Here is a 14,573-nt window from a genome sequence, read left to right on the forward strand (position 1 = left end):
CTGCGCGGGGCCTTCAGGGCTTGATCTTGGCCGCGAACGCTCGTGTGACCGCCGGCCGCGCCTTGATCGCCTGCTCCCAGCGCGCGAGGTTCGGATAGGGCTCGATCGCGACCCCCATGCGCGCGGCCCCGGAGAGCCACGGAAACGTGGCGATGTCCGCGAGCGAGTACTCGTCGGCGAGGTACTCGGACACGACTCCCAGAAAGGCGGCGACTGCGGCGGTGTTAGACAGAGCTACCCTGCGCCGCTGGACAGCATTTCGGCCTTGCAGCCCCGAGCCGGTCCGTGAGATTTCTCGTGAGGAGGTCCTCAAAGGCAACGAACTAGACAGGCGTGGTCCCGGGGCTTCGGTTGACCAATCGATTCATAGTCAGGCGGACCCGGAGTGCCGGCGGCGTGCGGCAGCACGCGGCGTAAGGATGGCCGACGCGCGCCTCAACGGTTGCAGCAGAGCACGTGCGTGTCACCGAGGACGATTTCCCCGCTCACCACCGTGGAGTCGGTCGAGGGGGCGCAGGTAGGCTCGTCCTTCGTGAAGATGGACCGCACCGCGCCGATCCGCCCCTCAATCGTGTCCGTGCAGAGCGGCCGATCCAGTCCGGAGATGAGAATGGATCCGAGATCTTCAGAGCAGTCTGCCTGTCGGTACAAACTGGTTTGCACGCGGCAATCGCCGAGGCTCGGCTCGCCACAGGAGCACGGGCTGCACTTGCGCGTGTCGTTGTAGAGGGGGAACTCCCACTGTATCTCGTGGCCGGCCCAGCACTCCCCGTTCGGCTGCGGCGGATAACAACGGCTGAATCCAGTGAGCACGACTTCCATGTCTGGACCACAAGCCCGGACGAAGTTCATGTTTGTATGCCGTAGCGCAGGAACCTCGGGGATAGGTTGGCAGCCCGACGCAATCGGCGGGTCGATGGCCACAGAGGCATAGGAATCGCTCGGAACGGGGTCAGGAAGAGGAAAACAGGTACCATCCCAGGGGCTGCCCGCATCGATCGTGGTTACGAGGTCGCTAAGGGAGCAAAGGGCCGAAGAGTGTACGGGCACCCTGGGCGAGAGCACACATCGCGACGGTCCACACGTGCAGGGCTCGCATTCCTCCTGCCCGGGAGTACCTACCCACCCTTCCCACAAGAGGTTGCCGTCGCTGTGCGGATCGCATCGAGGAGCATACTCGGGCGGGCCGCTATAGAGCAGGATGAGCTGGCTCGGATCTGGCTCTGGCAGATCGTCGGTGGGGGGCGTCGAGGAGCAGCCGATGAATACCCATGCGGTCAGCATGGAGAGCGCAACCGAACGCAGCGCGGCTGCTACCCCACGGCCTTCGTCAATTGTCAGCACTGGCATGAATCACCTCCACAAGTTCCGCGCGGGAGCAGCAGAAAATTCGGGTCTCGCCGCTCTCGACCGTGCCGTCCACCAGGGAGACCTCGGTTGTCGGCGAACATGTGCCCGGCTCGTCCTGTGCGAACACCACACGCACCGCGGCCAGAGCTGAAGCCTCCTGTGCTTCATGGCAGATTTCCCCTTCCGTACGGATCTCGTTGAGCGAGGCGAGCATGTTCGAGCAGCTCGCGTCGCTGAACAGCAGCACGTCCGCAACGCAGTTTCCGCCGACGGGTGCGCCGCATTTGCAGGGCGTGCAGGTACGCGCGTCTCGGAGCTTCTTCTGGAACTCGAAGCGAATGTCGAAGCCCAGGCGGCACGAGCCATCGTCTTCGGGTGTAATACACGCGAGCCCTTTGAAGTCTGCCACATACTCATCGGTCCACGGGCAAGCTCGTGCAAACTTCCCGCTGAGGGGCGGCAGAGCAGGCTGCACCGCGGGAGCGCACGTGCGCGCCATCGTAGGCGGCCTGATGGTGATCGCGGCGAACGCGTCGCCCGGGACAGGGGACGAGATCTCGGCGCAGTGCCCTGGCGGGTCGGCTGCACCGGCGAGGTTGATCTTCATCGCTTCGCCTGCGCAGAGCGGTGCCTCGTGCGCCAGCATCCTGTCCGGCAGCGCGCATGCGGCAGGGCCGCACGCGCACGGCCCGCATACGTTCTGGTACTGAGGATTCATGGATACATCGGCCCAGCCGTCCCAATAGTCGAGTCGACCATCGGGACAGATGGGGAAATCCGGCGTGTCGCCTACCCACAACATCACCGGGTTAGCATTGGCCCGAGGCTTGGGGATCTCGATGCCATCCCCGCAGCCGAGCAGCGCGGCCGCGCTGAGAACGAGACAAGAGGTTGATCGCATCGTGAAGCCCTTCCGCTGCTCAGTAATCGACCTTCTGACAAGGGATGATGCCGTCGCAGGGATCGAACTCCCGCGCCGGCGGCGTCATGGCCTGCGGTGGGGGAGCGGCGGGGCGGGTCGTGCGGGGCCGCGGCGCGACTGGCGGCGCGGCAGCCGCTGCTGGTGGCGGCTCGTGGCGCCGCTCGGGAGGCGGAGGCGAGGGCAGTTGGCTTGCTCGGAGGGCGGCTACCAAGACGCCCCGTGCCAGGTGCAGCGCGGCTGCGCGGGGGGGCTGCGTCCGCCAGAGGAGGACCGCCGCCGCGCTGCCCAGCAAGAGCGCGAGCGCGAGCACCGCGCCGAGCGCGCGTGGGCTGGAGTGCCGCGCTGGCGTGCCGCTCGGACGCGGAGGGATCGAGGGCGGCGGCGGTACCGGCAGCATCGGATCGAGGTCCGGCAGGTCGGGCGCGGGAGGCGACGGAGGCGCGACCGGAGACGCGTGGGTGACGTCACCCAGCGCGTGCCGTGGTGGCACCGCGCTCTGGAGCGTGTCGGGCGCCTCCGAAGAGCGCGGCGTGGCGACCGGGGGCGCGTGGGTGACGCCGGCCCGCGCGTCCCGCGGTATCTCGCTCTTGACCGTATCGGGCGCGTCGGAAGGGCGCGGTGTGGGCGGCGCGACGGCTCGTCCCCCCTCCTCACCCGAGGCGAACGCCTCCGCCTCGTCCTCCACGGGGTTCGGTGCGCCCTCGTCCGGCTCGCACCGGGCGCCGGACGGCTCCGCGGGGACCTGACGGGCAGGCCCCGGAGGCTCGCCGAGCTCTTCCCACGCCCGGGCGAAGGGAGTCAGTGCAGCGAGCATCTCTTCGATGCTCGGGTGCCGTCGCTCGGGGGTCTCCGCGAGGGAGAACTTGATCATCCACTGAAGCAGCGGAGGCATCCCGGCGGGAAGGCTCGGGGGCCACGTCCACGTCGAGAGGGGGCGCTGGCACAAGAGCTCGTACAGGAGGGTGCCGAAGCCGTAGACGTCGGTCCGGCGTCCCACGCGTCCACCGCCGATGAGCTCCGGCGGCGCATACCCGTACGGATCTTGATTGGCTTCCTCCGCACCGAGCTGAAAGAGACGAACGAAGCCGAAGTGCGTTATCGCGTACCGGTCACCGTCCACGACGAAGACCCGGTCCGGGCTCATGGCGCCGTGGATGACAGAGCGTTCATGCGCGCGCACGAGGCAACGGCCGATGTCGATCAGCACCTTGAGCGCAGCGGGCCCGAGGTCGTTCCCGCGCATGGCGTCGATGAGCGGGACCGCGCCGCCGAGCACCGGGGTCGCTGCCCACGCCACCGAGCCGTTCACCCCGCCGTAGAGCACGCGGACGACCTCCGGGACGTCGTCGGAGAGGCGTTGAAGGCGCGCCATTTCTTCGGTGAACGCGCCTTCATCGAGGCTCGATCCCTCGCGGACGTGCAACCAGACGAGGGCTCCCGTGTCGCCGAGCTGCCGAGCGAGGAAGTGACGGACCATGCCGCGCTCCTCTCTGAGCAGCTCGTGGCCTTCCCAGATCTCGCCGGCGGCTACCATACGAGCCTGACCTCCGCGCCGGCGCATCGAGGGCGGATCTCGGCTTTCCGCGGCCAGACGACGTACGCGACCGTCGCGGCGCCGAGCGTTGCGCCGGTGACGAGCGCTGCCGTGCCGAAGCCATGGAACAGGCTTGCTCGTGAGTCGGCGGCGCTGGCTTCGCCGTAGACCTCGCGGAACTGCGCGCTGCTCGGGGCCATCGAGCCGTCCGACAGGCGGGCCACCTTGGCGGACGTCTCGTGCTCGGCGAAGTTGCCGGCCTCGCGAAGCTCGACGGCGGTGAGGAGCAGGGTCATCGTGGCGGCGGCGCCGGCGGTGATGATCCAGGGGGCGCGGGCGCTTGTGACGGGAGCCTTGGGCGCCTCGAAGAGGGGCAGGGGGACGCGGCGCGACTGCCGCGCCGCGACCTTCACGAGCGCACGGACGACCTGCCCCTGCTCGCCCATCGCCGTGACCTCGTGCTGCCCAGGCGCGACGAAGACCGGGCTGCCCGCGCTCACCTCGCGACCGTCCACGAGCAGCCGTGCCGTGCCCGGCGGGGGGCTCACATGGAGCTCCGCCACGCGCTGCCGCACCGCTGCGAGATCGGCGTGCCTCACCTCGTAGCGGCGGCGCTCGACGTCATCGGTCGGCGCTGGCATCTTCTCGACGCACTCCTCGAGCTCGGCTGCGGCCTCCTCGAGGCGATCGAGGCGCAGATCGTATTGCCCGAGCTGGCACACGGCCATCGTCGAGGGAGCGATCGCGTTGACCCGCGCCCAGAGCTCGCGAGCGCGAGCGAGCTCGAGCCGCTTGGCGGCCTTCTCCGCCTCATCGATGAGCTCCTGGACCTCGCGGGACCGCGGGGGAGGCTCCGCTGCCCCGAGAGGCAAGGCGCTGGCAAGGACCACGGACAGGGCGGTGGCTCGCGCTGCATGGACGAAGAGGAGACGAGCACCCACCGTTCACCGTGCCGGCATGAAGGGACCACGACGCAGCGCTTATAGCAGCAGCGCGGCGGTGCTCTTCTACACCATGTTGCGACACGAGCGAACGCGGAAGCTGCCTGCCTCCGCGCATGACCTGAGTCACCGCATTGCCTTTGCGCGCCAGAAATTCTCACGGAACATCACAAAAAACACCGCGCATCTGTGTAACTCACACGGTCGACGGGGATCGCTGCCAGGCCCGCCCAGGGGCAGTCATCGCAAGCTCGCGGCGGCGCGCGGCGCGCGCCGCCGCGAGCTCCCGGAAGAGCGAGAGCACGCCGAGGTGCGCCGCGTAGTACGGGTCCGAGGCCGGCAGGAGCCCGCGGTCCTCGGCGTGCAGCAGGAACACGAGCCGGAGGATCGTGGTGAGCAGGCCGCCGTGGAGGTGCTCCGGGCCGCGGGCGAGCGCGCCCGCCCCGTCGCGCTCGGCCGCGTCCTCGAAGCCGCGGAGCAGGACGCCGAGCGCGTCGAAGGCCCGATCCGCGAGCGCGCTCGCGACGTCAACCTCCCGATGAGGCGGCCGCCGTGTCGTCCAGCGCGACGCCTCGGGCTGCGCGTCCGCGGCGCTCCCCCGCCCGGCGCCCCGGAAAGACGGTAGCTGCCGCCGGTGTTCGGCTGATCTACCCTGTGGTGCTGGACAGCGTGTCGGCCTTGCAGCGCAGAGCCGGATCGTGAGATTGTTCGAGGGCGAGGTCACGAGATGCGGCGAACTCGACAGACCTGGTCCTGCGGCTCCGGCCGACCCATCGAATGATAGTTTGCCGCCGGGAGCAGACAGATGGCTGCAGCGCCGACGTTCAAAGCTCGGAAGGCCGAAATCAGTGGGCACTTGTTCGAGAATCCGAGCGCGGGCGTACCTCGCGGAATCTATTGGTCCTGCAACATCGACTTCGCGCCGATGCTGCACGCACGGGAGAGCGAGGAAGATGGCGAGGGGTGGCCGTGTATGTTGCTCTGCGACTGGATAACCTGGCCAGTCCGCAGTTGGCGGGAGATGGATGGATTGACGCTTGAGTGTTGCGTTCGTCCCCTTGAGGTCGAGGCATCGTTGTACTTCTTCGGGCGGCATCAGCCGCTTTCACGTATCGAGTTGTCATTTCAACGATCACGAGCTGATCGCTTTCGTGTCCGGGGCGGCTTTCTGGCAGATCTCGACGATATCGCTGGATGTACGCTCCGCGCAGTGACGTCGGAGTTTGACCTTGAAGGCCGCTTTGTCGGGCTCAGTGTGCTTCCGGACAATCTTTTCCCCAAACCGAAGTCCGAAGCACAGGCCATCGACGCTCTCGGGGAGTTTGCCGACCTTCAAGCGTATGAAAGACCGCAGTGGGAAGAAACAAGCTGGCTGTTCAAGCCGAGGATCGATGATGCAGCCGGCTAGCATGCGCCTTTAGCCGGCGCTCGGAGACGCTCGCCGGTCAACTTTAGATATGGCCATATTTCTACTCTCCAGCGCGGCCTCGGCCCCACGGTGCTCGGCCCACTGGCGCAGCCGCATGGCAAAATAGCAATCGCTGATGCGTATCATCCAGATCTTCAGCAGCTCTGCGCTAGCAGATGAACGTTGCACCAACACGTCCACGGGCGCCAGCCAGTCTTTTCCGAGACACGAGAACAAGAGCTCGTCAATCCGAGATAGGGTGAGCTTGCTACCGTCCACCCGAGGGAAAAATGCCGCTTGATGGGTGCCCAGCGCTTCGAGATCCTTGCGCCCCCCCTCGGTCGACAGGACCGGAGACCGACCGGATACCTTTCGCCAAGAGCGCGCCATGTGCAGGACGCGCGTCCGGGATAGAGCGCGCGCGTCGTCCAAACCGCGGCGCGCGTCAGCCGGTTTCACATGGACGAATCCACGGCTGAACCCATCCTCCGGCGGCCCCTCCAGCATGCTGTCGCCAATGCGACGCACGGGAAGGCGAAGCCCGCGCTGGACCGCTCTACGAATGTCTCCATTTGTAGCGACGTGAACAGTCATCTAAACCTCACAATCGACACTTTTTGCACTCCGGCGATGGAGGATCCCCGGACTCGCACGGTCTGAAGGCAGAGCGCCCAGGCGCGCGCCGCGTTCCGCCGCGAGCTTCCGGAGCAGCGGGTCCACGAAGAGGTGAGGTGCGCGGCGTAGTGCGCGTGGTCGAACGGCAGGAGCCCCGGTCCTCGGCGTGCAGCAGGAACACGAGCCGGAGGATCGCGGTGAGCAGGCCGCCGTGGAGGTGCTCCGGGCCGCGGGCGAGCGCATCCTCGAGCGCGCCCGCCCCGTCGCGCTCGGCCGCGTCCTCGAAGCCGCGGAGCAGGACGCCAAGCGCGTCGAAGGCCCGCTCCGCGAGCGCGCCCGCGACGTCTGCCTGCTGCGCCCTGCTGTCCCCGGGGACGGGCTGATCCATGCCGAGCGCCCGGAGTGTACGCGAGCGGGGCGCGCTTTGCTGCAGGTTCTACCTGCGCGCGGCCTTCAGGGCTTGATCTTCGCCGCGAGCGCTCGTGCGACCGCCGGCCTCGCCTTGATCGCCTGCTCCCAGCGCGCGAGGTTCGGATAGGGCTCGAGCGCGACCCCCATGCGCGCGGCCCCGGAGATCCACGGAAACGTGGCGATGTCCGCGATCGAGTACTCGTCGGCGAGGTACTCGGACTCGGCGAGGCGGCCGTCGAGCACCTTGTAGATGCGGTCCTGCTCGTTCTGATAGCGCTCGATCGCGTAAGGGATCTTCTCTGGCGCGGCGCTGCGAAAATGGCCGAGCTGGCCGAGCATCGGCCCCACCGCGCCCATCTGGAACATCAGCCACTCGATGACGCGCGACCGGCCCGGCTCGCTCGCGGGCAAGAGCTTGCCCGTCTTCTCGGCGAGGTAGATGAGGATCGCGCCCGACTCGAAGACGGTGACTGGCCCGTTCGGAGGATCGTGATCCTGGATCGCGGGGATCTTCCCGTTGGGGTTGATGCGCAGGTACTCCGGCTTTTTCTGCGCGCCGGACCCGATGTCGATCGGCTTGATCTGGTAGGCGAGCCCGACCTCCTCGAGGAGGATGACGGGCTTGTAGCCGTTCGGCGTGGTCCACGTGTACAGGTCGATCATCTGGTACTCCCTCCCATCCGCGGGGCCCCCGGCACCCGTCCCGGGTGCTGCGGGGATGCTCCCCGGGTGACCCGCGAAGGTCAAGCGAGGGCTGAACGGTCCGCGCGCAGCACGTCGATTTCACCCGAACGAACTCGCGCGAGCGAGGCGCCGTGCGCGCCCAGCACGCCGCCGATGTCGCGGCTGGCGCCGTCTGGGTGGCCCTCGCCGACGCCCAGGACCAGGTGTCCGGAAACTCCTGATGAGGCGGCTGCGGTATCAGCCTGGCGCGATGCCTCCGGCTGCGCGCCCGCCGGGCGCCCTCCGGGCGCCCCCGGCCCGCCGGAAAGGCGGCGACTGCGCCCGGTGTTAGACGGATCTACCCTGCGGCGCCGCACAGCATTTGGGCCTTGCGGCGCAGAGCCGGTCTGTGAGATTTTTCGTGGGGGACGCCTCAAAAGGCGACGCGCTAGACAGACCTGGTTCCGCGGCTTCGGTTGACCGATCGACGGATAGTTGGGCAGGCAAGACGGCCGCGCCAGAGCAACATGACCATCTCCACCGGAATGCTCCTTTTGACCGTTCGAGAGCGAAGATGCTGAGTCTCACGAGTGCTCGATGGTCAGAGCTGGAGCACGCATACGGTGCTGCTTCAGATGTTCCAGAGTTGTTGCGCAAACTCGATGGCTTGCCCGCTGCGGAGGGAGAGCAAGAACCCTGGTTCTCACTCTGGAGCTCCCTGGCGCACCAAGGGGACGTTTACTCGGCTTCTTTTGCTGCAGTCCCCTACGTGGTGAAAGCGTTGGCATCCGCTCCGGCCTCTGCCGATTTCACGTACTTTCAGTTTCCGGCTTGGGTGGAGATCTGTCGAGCCAAGAAGCGTATCGCAGTTCCAGAGGATCTTGCCCCGGCTTACTTCGACGCGTTGTCACAGTTGCCATCTCTTGTCGCGGCGGCGGCATCAAGACCTTGGGACGCTAACTTCCTTTTGTGTGCATTGAGCGCCCTCGCCGCTTCGAAGAACCAGCCGGCCGTCGCGGAAGCGGTGCTCGAACTGTCCCCGGAAACGGCAAACGAGTTCATGGAATGGTTGGGCAGCCGCTGATCGACCAAACAACGCGCTGCAGCCGACGCGCGAAGTCGGACGGCGAGAAGCCGGCTGACCAGGTCGTTGCTGCTGATGTGGCCCTCGCTCCGCTCGGGACCACGCAGAAGAACGCCAGTCGCCAGGCAGACACGGCAACCCCGCAGGAGGTCCCCGCATGCCCTTCGAAATCCCTCCGCCCCTGCTCGAACGCCTGCGCGCTCGACGTCTTGAGCAACGTCAGCTGCGGGCGACCCGCAGTGCTGCCGGCGCGCCGCGCGCGCAGGCGGGCGGCAACTTCATCGATTCCATTCGACGCGTCTTCTCTGGAGCTTCTTCCGTCGATCAGGCGGCCGGGCGGTACGTCGCGGCCATGAACTCCTGGCAGGACGAGGTTGAAGACAAGTACGACGCGTTCCTGCTCGACCCCGGCATGGGACCGATGACCTACCTGACCTCCGACGGCCGCGTCCTCGAGGACCTCCGTGGCTGGGACGGCGATGAGATCGTCGAGGTCGGCGGTTTGCACGCACATTCCGCGCTGATCGCCGGCGCCCGGAAGACGGGCATCGTCGAGCTCCTCGAGCTGATCCCGCAGCCACCTCCGGGGTCGTCGGTCTGCTCGACGTGCGACGGCAAACGCATCGCTGAACCGGCCCCCGGATCCGGAATCGAGCTCCCCTGCAACGAGTGCGACGCGCGCGGGTGGATCGATGCTGGCTGACGCCCGGAGTGGCGCCGCGCTCCACGCCTCGCGCGCGGGTCGAGCCGAGCGCCTCACCGGCGAAACACGCGTGACGCCCTTGACGCCCTTGACCAGAGAACCGGTTTGCTCTTCGTTTTCCCCGACCATGAAGCTCGTCATCCGCTCCGCTGGCGTCTGGGGGCATCCCAATCTCCGGACATGGGCGCCCGACGATCCCGACGCGTTCGCCGAGCTCGTGATGCTGGACATCGGGCCCAGAAAGGGGGCGGGCGCGGACTCCTTCACCCTCAGGGTGGCCACGCCCGCCGGGCTGGATCGGCTGGAGGCTCGCGATGGCATCCTGGCCACCCGCCCCCTGCTCGTGATGCGCCGGTACGACTTCGACGATCTCTGGCGCTGGCTCGAGCAGACCGTCGCGTCCTGCGAGGCCGAGACCTGGCCCGCCTGCGTCGAGAACCTCCGGCGCTACTTCGCCTGGGAGTACGAGAGCTACCGGGAGCCCTGACACGGCGCGCGCTCCCCTGTTCGCCCCCGCTGCGCGCCGCAGCGCCGGCGCTCGGCGCGCGGCGGCTCCTCCGGCCCGGCCGCCCTGCCGGCGCTCGCGGCCCCCGGAGAGGCAGCGATCGCCGCCCGTGTCAGGCGCACCTACGCCACCGCGCTGGACACCATTTGCGCCTTGCGGCGCAGAGCCGGTCTGTGAGATTTTGTGTGAGCGAGGTCCCAAGAGGTGACGAACTGGACAGCGCTGGTGCCGCGGCTTCGGTCGAATCTGCTGACCTTTGCGCCGCTTGTCCGAGGGCAGAGAAATGAGGCTGACAATCTTTCTGGAGGAGTACGCGAAGCACACGGCGCTCAACATCGGGCAAGTGATGCAGGGCGTCCGGTACTTCTACTCTCATCCGGACTGTGATGAGGTCGCGCCGCGAGGGACGTTCAAGCACTGTTTCTTGTCGATGTCCCTTCGAGCGAGGCGAATCGCGAACGACCTCTTCTTCTCGGCCATTCCACCTCACTGGCATCACACGCCGGAGGAGCTCCGCGGGATGCGGCCGATCCCGATCAAGAAGTGGTTCTTCTATGGATATTCAGCCTGGCAATTCGACGAGTTCGGAGAGGTCAGAGCGGACCTCGACGGGAGAGAGGATCGAAGATGGGATCCGCGATGCCAGAAGCCACAGACTTGACGGGTCGAGCGCCTGACGACGGCATGCTGTCGGCGGGATCCCGGTCGAGCACGTCCACGTGAGCGCCCCGGCGGTGCTCGATTGAGGCCATTATCCATGATTGTACAACCCTACAAGCTCGGTTCGCTGGCACCCGATGACCGCTGGGTCGAGCATCGATACCCGGACGCGTGGGATCTCCAGCGCACCTCGGGCCCCGATCGCCTGGTGCTCGCGCCGGCCGAACGCCAGATCGACCTCATCCTCGATCTCCTGCGACCGTTGCCGGCGCCGTTCGGTGTTCTCCACGTGCTCTTGGTGTCCCGCTGCGGCAACGCGGCTGCGCGGCGGCAGGAACCAGCCCCGATGCAGTTGCGAGACGTGGCCGGCTTTCTTCGCGAATTCGAAGAGTTCTTCGAGCGCGATGGCCGCCATCACGTCTGGGTCACATCCTTGCCCTCGCAGAGCACGATCGTTTACGACAACCACAACCTTGTCTACGCGTACGGTCCGCTCGAGCAGTTCATCGGTCGTGCTGAGGCGCGCGGCCTGGCGCGGCGCGCGATCGAGATCCCTGTCCCGCACCATCACTGCTTCAATCTCGAGTATGACGACGCGGAGGCAGCGCTGCTCGATCGCTTCGATTGGCTCGAGTTTCCGCTCCAGCCCGGAGACGACCCGTGATCGCGGTGGCTCTCGGTGTCGCCGACGCTGGCCGACCTGGGCCTGCTGCCGATGAGAGGGTGAGCGCGCGTCCCCGCTCGCGGCAGAGGCCCCGTTCGGCAGGGAAGGGGAGGCGATGCTTTCTTGGGCTGAAGTGAAGCGGCTGATCTCGCAGATCGTCGGCCCGCGGCTGGTCGATCTCGGGTTCCACAACCCGGGCCGTGCCATGTGGCGGCTTCGCCCGTACTTCGTCGACGTCGTCTGGTTTCATTGCCCTCGCGCCGGCATCTTCCAGGTCGAGTTTGGCTGTGGGCTGCGCACAGCCGTCCGGAACAATCCGGCTCCGTGGCATTGCCAGTTCCGCGCGCAGCCGGGGCATTCGTTCAACTGGGAGGAGATCCCCTGGTCGTTTCGCCTGTCGGAATCGGAGCAGGTCGAGGTCCTTCGGCTGCTCGCCCCTCGGGTCGTGGCAGCCGCAAGGCGGTGGTTCGCTCACTTCGACACGATCGACAGCGCCATCCGCGCGCTGGAGAGCAATCCGTTGTCGGGGCCGCGGAATGTAGCGCCCTGCGCCCCAGGTAGCCCCGCCTACAACGAAGCGATGTCCGAGCTGCGCGCCGCGGCGGCCGGGGTGGCCGGACAACCCGCTGCGGCGGACGAGGCCGGGGCTCTGCACCGCCCTCGCCGCTGAGCGCGAACGTTGTCGCTCGCGATGAGCGGCGCGCGTGCCACCGCGTCGTGAAGTGAGCAGCTGCGGCTGCTCTCCCCCCTGACCGCGGACGCCTACGGGGAAGGCCGCGGCCTGCCCTCGCCGGCGCCGAGCGCGCCGGCCCCCGCGGGCTCGCCCTGCGGCGCGAGCTCGTCGCCCACGAAGAACGAGATGTACTGCGACGATCGAGGCTCCGGCGCGGCGCTCACGGGACCTCCGCGCGCGCGGAGGCGGCCCGATCCGCGCCCCGCGGCCGAGAGCGCTCGAGCTCGGCGTCCTCGCGCAGCGCCGCGGGGGAGCGCAGGGCCCCGTTCGTCCTGGCCCGGGCGAGCGTCGCGAGCACGGCGGCGCCGTTCGAGGCGCCCGGCGAGGCCGCGGAGCCCTCCCGGGAAGGCGGCGAGAGGCGCCGCGCGCCGCCCGCGCCGGGGGCGCGCGGCACGCGGGGGCGCTCGGGGAACGCGAGCTCCTCGCCCACCTGGAAGAAGCGCAGCATGCCCGAGAGCGCGTCCGCCTGCGCCGCGAGCTCCTCGGCCGTGCTGGCGAGCTCCTCGCTGATCGCGGCGTTGCGCTGCGTCACCTCGTCGACGCGGCGCATGGCGCTGTTCACCTGGCCGACCGCATCGGCCTGGCTGAGCGAAGCGATCGCTACCTCCTGCGTGAGCGCCGAGGTCCGCCGGATCGAGGGCGCCATCTCCTCGATCAGCTGCCCCGAGCGATCGGCGACCTGCACGCTCGCCGACGCGAGCGCGCCGATCTCCTTGGCGGCGGCCTGGCTCCGCTCCGCGAGGCGGCGGACCTCGCTCGCGACCACGGCGAAGCCGCGGCCGTGCTCGCCGGCCCGGGCCGCCTCGATCGACGCGTTCAGCGCGAGCAGGTTGGTCTGGTACGCGATCTCCTGCACGATCGAGACCTTGTCGGCGATGTCGCGCATCGCGGCCACGGTGCGCTGGACCGCGGCGAGGCTCTGCTCCGCGGCGGCCGCGGCGCCGGTGGCGAGCTCGCCGGTCTGCTGGCTGCTCTTGGCGTTCTTCTGGATCGAGCCGCTCACCTCGAGCGGCTTGATGACCGCCCTGCCCTCGCCGTCGAGCGAGTCGACGACGAGGCCGGCCTGGCCCCCTCGTGGGCCACCACGACCACGCTCTCGCGGGCCGGCGCAGGCCGCGGCGAACATCTGCATGAGCGCGGCCCGCTCGGCATCCATCGCGATCACAGGGGCTGGATGGCCGCGCTGCCGTCGTCCGTGCGGAAGATCAGCTTCCGGCCCTGGCTGCCGCCCGTGTCCTGCTGGACGACCCGGATCCCGGCGGCGCGCAGCACCATGACCCCGACCGCCACGTTCTGGTGTCCGAGGTGCGAGTCCCGCTCCCGGAAGGCAGAGATCATGCAGGCGCCGCCGACGATCCGGGCCTGGAGCGAGCGGGGCGTGGCGCCGAGGGCCGCCAGACGATCGAGGAGCTGCTGAAAGGCGGTGTCTCCGAAGCGCCCGAGCGGCAGCGTGAGGTTGGGGCAGCTGGGGAGCACGTAGTGGTTCATGCCGCCCACGCCGAGCGCCGGCTCCCAGAGGCAGATCGCGACGCACGAGCCGACGATCGTGGTGATGATCGTCGGCTCGCCCGACGCGAAGACGTTGCCCGGCGTGAGGTAGTGGGGCTGCGGGCTGCTCGGGGGGGGCGCGCTCAGCCGCGCTCGTCCAGCGCCGTACCGCTGCGACGGGGGCTTGAGCATCGTCATCGCATCTCCAGGGCGCCGCAGCGCTCCCGCCCCGCGCAGAACGGCCCGGCCGCCAGCGTGCCGAGCGCTTCGAGGAGACCCTTGTCGATCGGCCCGAGCTCGGGTTTCTGCGAGAGCAGGCGGAAGACGGCGATGACGCCGACCACGCGCTCGTCCACCGTGAGCGGGACACAGGCCATGACGTCGCCCTCGCCGCGCGCGCAGGGGGCCTGGGGGGCGGCCGGGTCGGTGCCGAGCGCGGCGCCCTGCCGGAAATACGGCTCGATCCGCCGCGCCACGCGCCCCACGATGCCCTCTTCCGGCGCTATCAGGACGGCGGACGACGGCGCGACGCCGTAGGCCGCGACGACCCTCGCCGCCCCGCTGTTGTCGATCTCGAAGACGGCGATCTCCTCGGAGCCGACGAGGTTCGCGATGATGTCCTGGAGGGCGCGGCACGCCTCCTCCCGGGTCCGGAGCGGCAGGAGCCGGCGGCTCGCGACATAGAGGTTCGCGAGCTGCGAGCGCTGCTGTTCCTCCTCGGCGCATCGATCGGCGGCGAGCGCGAGCGCCGCCTCGGCGCGGACGGCGCGGGCCTCGAGGTGCCCGCGGGCCCTCCGGAGCCGGCCGAGCAGCCGGCCGAGCGCGCGGGCGCGCCGCGCGAGCCGCTTCTTCTGCCCTTCGAGCGCGCTCACGTGCGCTCGTGACGATCGCT

Annotated in this window: 19 protein-coding genes; 7 read left to right on the forward strand and 12 right to left on the reverse strand. The window is 68.6% G+C overall.

From position 1 onward, the window contains the following. Positions 1 to 13: 13 nt before the first annotated feature. The 6 genes from WMF11_RS12160 to WMF11_RS12185 form a co-directional block, all read right to left on the reverse strand. Positions 14 to 319, reverse strand: coding sequence for a glutathione binding-like protein (locus tag WMF11_RS12160; protein WP_437977581.1), 306 nt, complete (start codon positions 317 to 319; stop codon positions 14 to 16). Between the two features lie 116 nt (positions 320 to 435). Beyond that, on the reverse strand, positions 436 to 813 hold the full coding sequence (locus WMF11_RS12165; RefSeq protein ID WP_437977582.1) for a hypothetical protein: 378 nt from the start codon (positions 811 to 813) through the stop codon (positions 436 to 438). A 517-nt stretch (positions 814 to 1,330) separates the two neighbouring features. After that, a complete protein-coding gene (locus tag WMF11_RS12170) occupies positions 1,331 to 2,251 on the reverse strand; it encodes a hypothetical protein (RefSeq protein ID WP_437977583.1) in 921 nt (306 codons plus the stop codon). A 19-nt stretch (positions 2,252 to 2,270) separates the two neighbouring features. After that, a complete protein-coding gene (locus WMF11_RS12175) occupies positions 2,271 to 3,806 on the reverse strand; it encodes a protein kinase domain-containing protein (RefSeq protein WP_437977584.1) in 1,536 nt (511 codons plus the stop codon). Beyond that, positions 3,800 to 4,747: a hypothetical protein gene (locus WMF11_RS12180; protein WP_437977585.1), complete on the reverse strand. Its 948-nt coding sequence runs from the start codon at positions 4,745 to 4,747 to the stop codon at positions 3,800 to 3,802. Before WMF11_RS12180 ends, WMF11_RS12175 begins: the two co-directional genes overlap by 7 nt. 196 nt (positions 4,748 to 4,943) lie before the next feature. Beyond that, the gene (locus WMF11_RS12185; protein WP_437977586.1) at positions 4,944 to 5,471 is read right to left on the reverse strand and encodes a hypothetical protein; all 528 of its coding nucleotides are present in this window, start codon (positions 5,469 to 5,471) and stop codon (positions 4,944 to 4,946) included. Positions 5,472 to 5,552: 81 nt separating this feature from the next. Here WMF11_RS12185 and WMF11_RS12190 point away from each other — a divergent pair, with 81 nt between their 5' ends. Continuing rightward, on the forward strand, positions 5,553 to 6,155 hold the full coding sequence (locus tag WMF11_RS12190; protein WP_437977587.1) for a hypothetical protein: 603 nt from the start codon (positions 5,553 to 5,555) through the stop codon (positions 6,153 to 6,155). Positions 6,156 to 6,756: 601 nt separating this feature from the next. On the opposite strand, the gene WMF11_RS12195 is transcribed toward WMF11_RS12190, so the two are convergent. Then, positions 6,757 to 7,158 (reverse strand): hypothetical protein, encoded by a 402-nt coding sequence (locus WMF11_RS12195; protein WP_437977588.1) that lies wholly within the window; start codon positions 7,156 to 7,158, stop codon positions 6,757 to 6,759. 65 nt (positions 7,159 to 7,223) lie between these two features. Then, the gene (locus tag WMF11_RS12200) at positions 7,224 to 7,844 is read right to left on the reverse strand and encodes a glutathione S-transferase family protein (RefSeq protein WP_437977589.1); all 621 of its coding nucleotides are present in this window, start codon (positions 7,842 to 7,844) and stop codon (positions 7,224 to 7,226) included. Between the two features lie 574 nt (positions 7,845 to 8,418). On the opposite strand from WMF11_RS12200, the gene WMF11_RS12205 reads away from it, so the two are divergent. The 6 genes from WMF11_RS12205 (at position 8,419) to WMF11_RS12230 (ending at position 12,130) form a co-directional block, all read left to right on the forward strand. Then, on the forward strand, positions 8,419 to 8,928 hold the full coding sequence (locus tag WMF11_RS12205) for a hypothetical protein (protein WP_437977590.1): 510 nt from the start codon (positions 8,419 to 8,421) through the stop codon (positions 8,926 to 8,928). Between the two features lie 157 nt (positions 8,929 to 9,085). Further along, complete coding sequence (locus WMF11_RS12210) at positions 9,086 to 9,631, forward strand: hypothetical protein (RefSeq protein WP_437977591.1); 546 nt, start codon at positions 9,086 to 9,088, stop codon at positions 9,629 to 9,631. Between the two features lie 127 nt (positions 9,632 to 9,758). Beyond that, positions 9,759 to 10,118, forward strand: coding sequence for an immunity 8 family protein (locus tag WMF11_RS12215; protein WP_012234832.1), 360 nt, complete (start codon positions 9,759 to 9,761; stop codon positions 10,116 to 10,118). A 301-nt stretch (positions 10,119 to 10,419) separates the two neighbouring features. Continuing rightward, positions 10,420 to 10,797, forward strand: coding sequence for a hypothetical protein (locus WMF11_RS12220; protein ID WP_437977592.1), 378 nt, complete (start codon positions 10,420 to 10,422; stop codon positions 10,795 to 10,797). 207 nt (positions 10,798 to 11,004) lie between these two features. Then, the gene (locus WMF11_RS12225) at positions 11,005 to 11,460 is read left to right on the forward strand and encodes a hypothetical protein (RefSeq protein ID WP_437977593.1); all 456 of its coding nucleotides are present in this window, start codon (positions 11,005 to 11,007) and stop codon (positions 11,458 to 11,460) included. A 115-nt stretch (positions 11,461 to 11,575) separates the two neighbouring features. Then, positions 11,576 to 12,130 carry a hypothetical protein gene (locus tag WMF11_RS12230; protein WP_437977594.1) on the forward strand — a complete coding sequence of 185 codons (555 nt, stop codon included), beginning with the start codon at positions 11,576 to 11,578 and terminating at the stop codon, positions 12,128 to 12,130. A 92-nt stretch (positions 12,131 to 12,222) separates the two neighbouring features. Here WMF11_RS12230 and WMF11_RS12235 read toward each other — a convergent pair whose 3' ends face one another. From WMF11_RS12235 to WMF11_RS12250, 4 genes are read right to left on the reverse strand one after another with little or no spacing between them, the layout of a single operon-like run. Further along, on the reverse strand, positions 12,223 to 12,357 hold the full coding sequence (locus WMF11_RS12235) for a hypothetical protein (RefSeq protein ID WP_437977595.1): 135 nt from the start codon (positions 12,355 to 12,357) through the stop codon (positions 12,223 to 12,225). Further along, a complete protein-coding gene (locus WMF11_RS12240; RefSeq protein ID WP_437977596.1) occupies positions 12,354 to 13,349 on the reverse strand; it encodes a methyl-accepting chemotaxis protein in 996 nt (331 codons plus the stop codon). Before WMF11_RS12240 ends, WMF11_RS12235 begins: the two co-directional genes overlap by 4 nt. A gap of 5 nt (positions 13,350 to 13,354) precedes the next feature. Further along, positions 13,355 to 13,879: a chemotaxis protein CheD gene (locus WMF11_RS12245; protein WP_437908577.1), complete on the reverse strand. Its 525-nt coding sequence runs from the start codon at positions 13,877 to 13,879 to the stop codon at positions 13,355 to 13,357. Further along, positions 13,876 to 14,553 carry a GAF domain-containing protein gene (locus WMF11_RS12250; protein ID WP_437977597.1) on the reverse strand — a complete coding sequence of 226 codons (678 nt, stop codon included), beginning with the start codon at positions 14,551 to 14,553 and terminating at the stop codon, positions 13,876 to 13,878. The genes WMF11_RS12245 and WMF11_RS12250 overlap by 4 nt, the downstream gene beginning before the upstream one ends. Positions 14,554 to 14,573: the final 20 nt, after the last annotated feature.

The sequence above is a fragment of the Sorangium sp. So ce295 genome (assembly GCF_051527405.1).
GTDB lineage: Bacteria > Myxococcota_A > Polyangia > Polyangiales > Polyangiaceae > Sorangium > Sorangium cellulosum_B.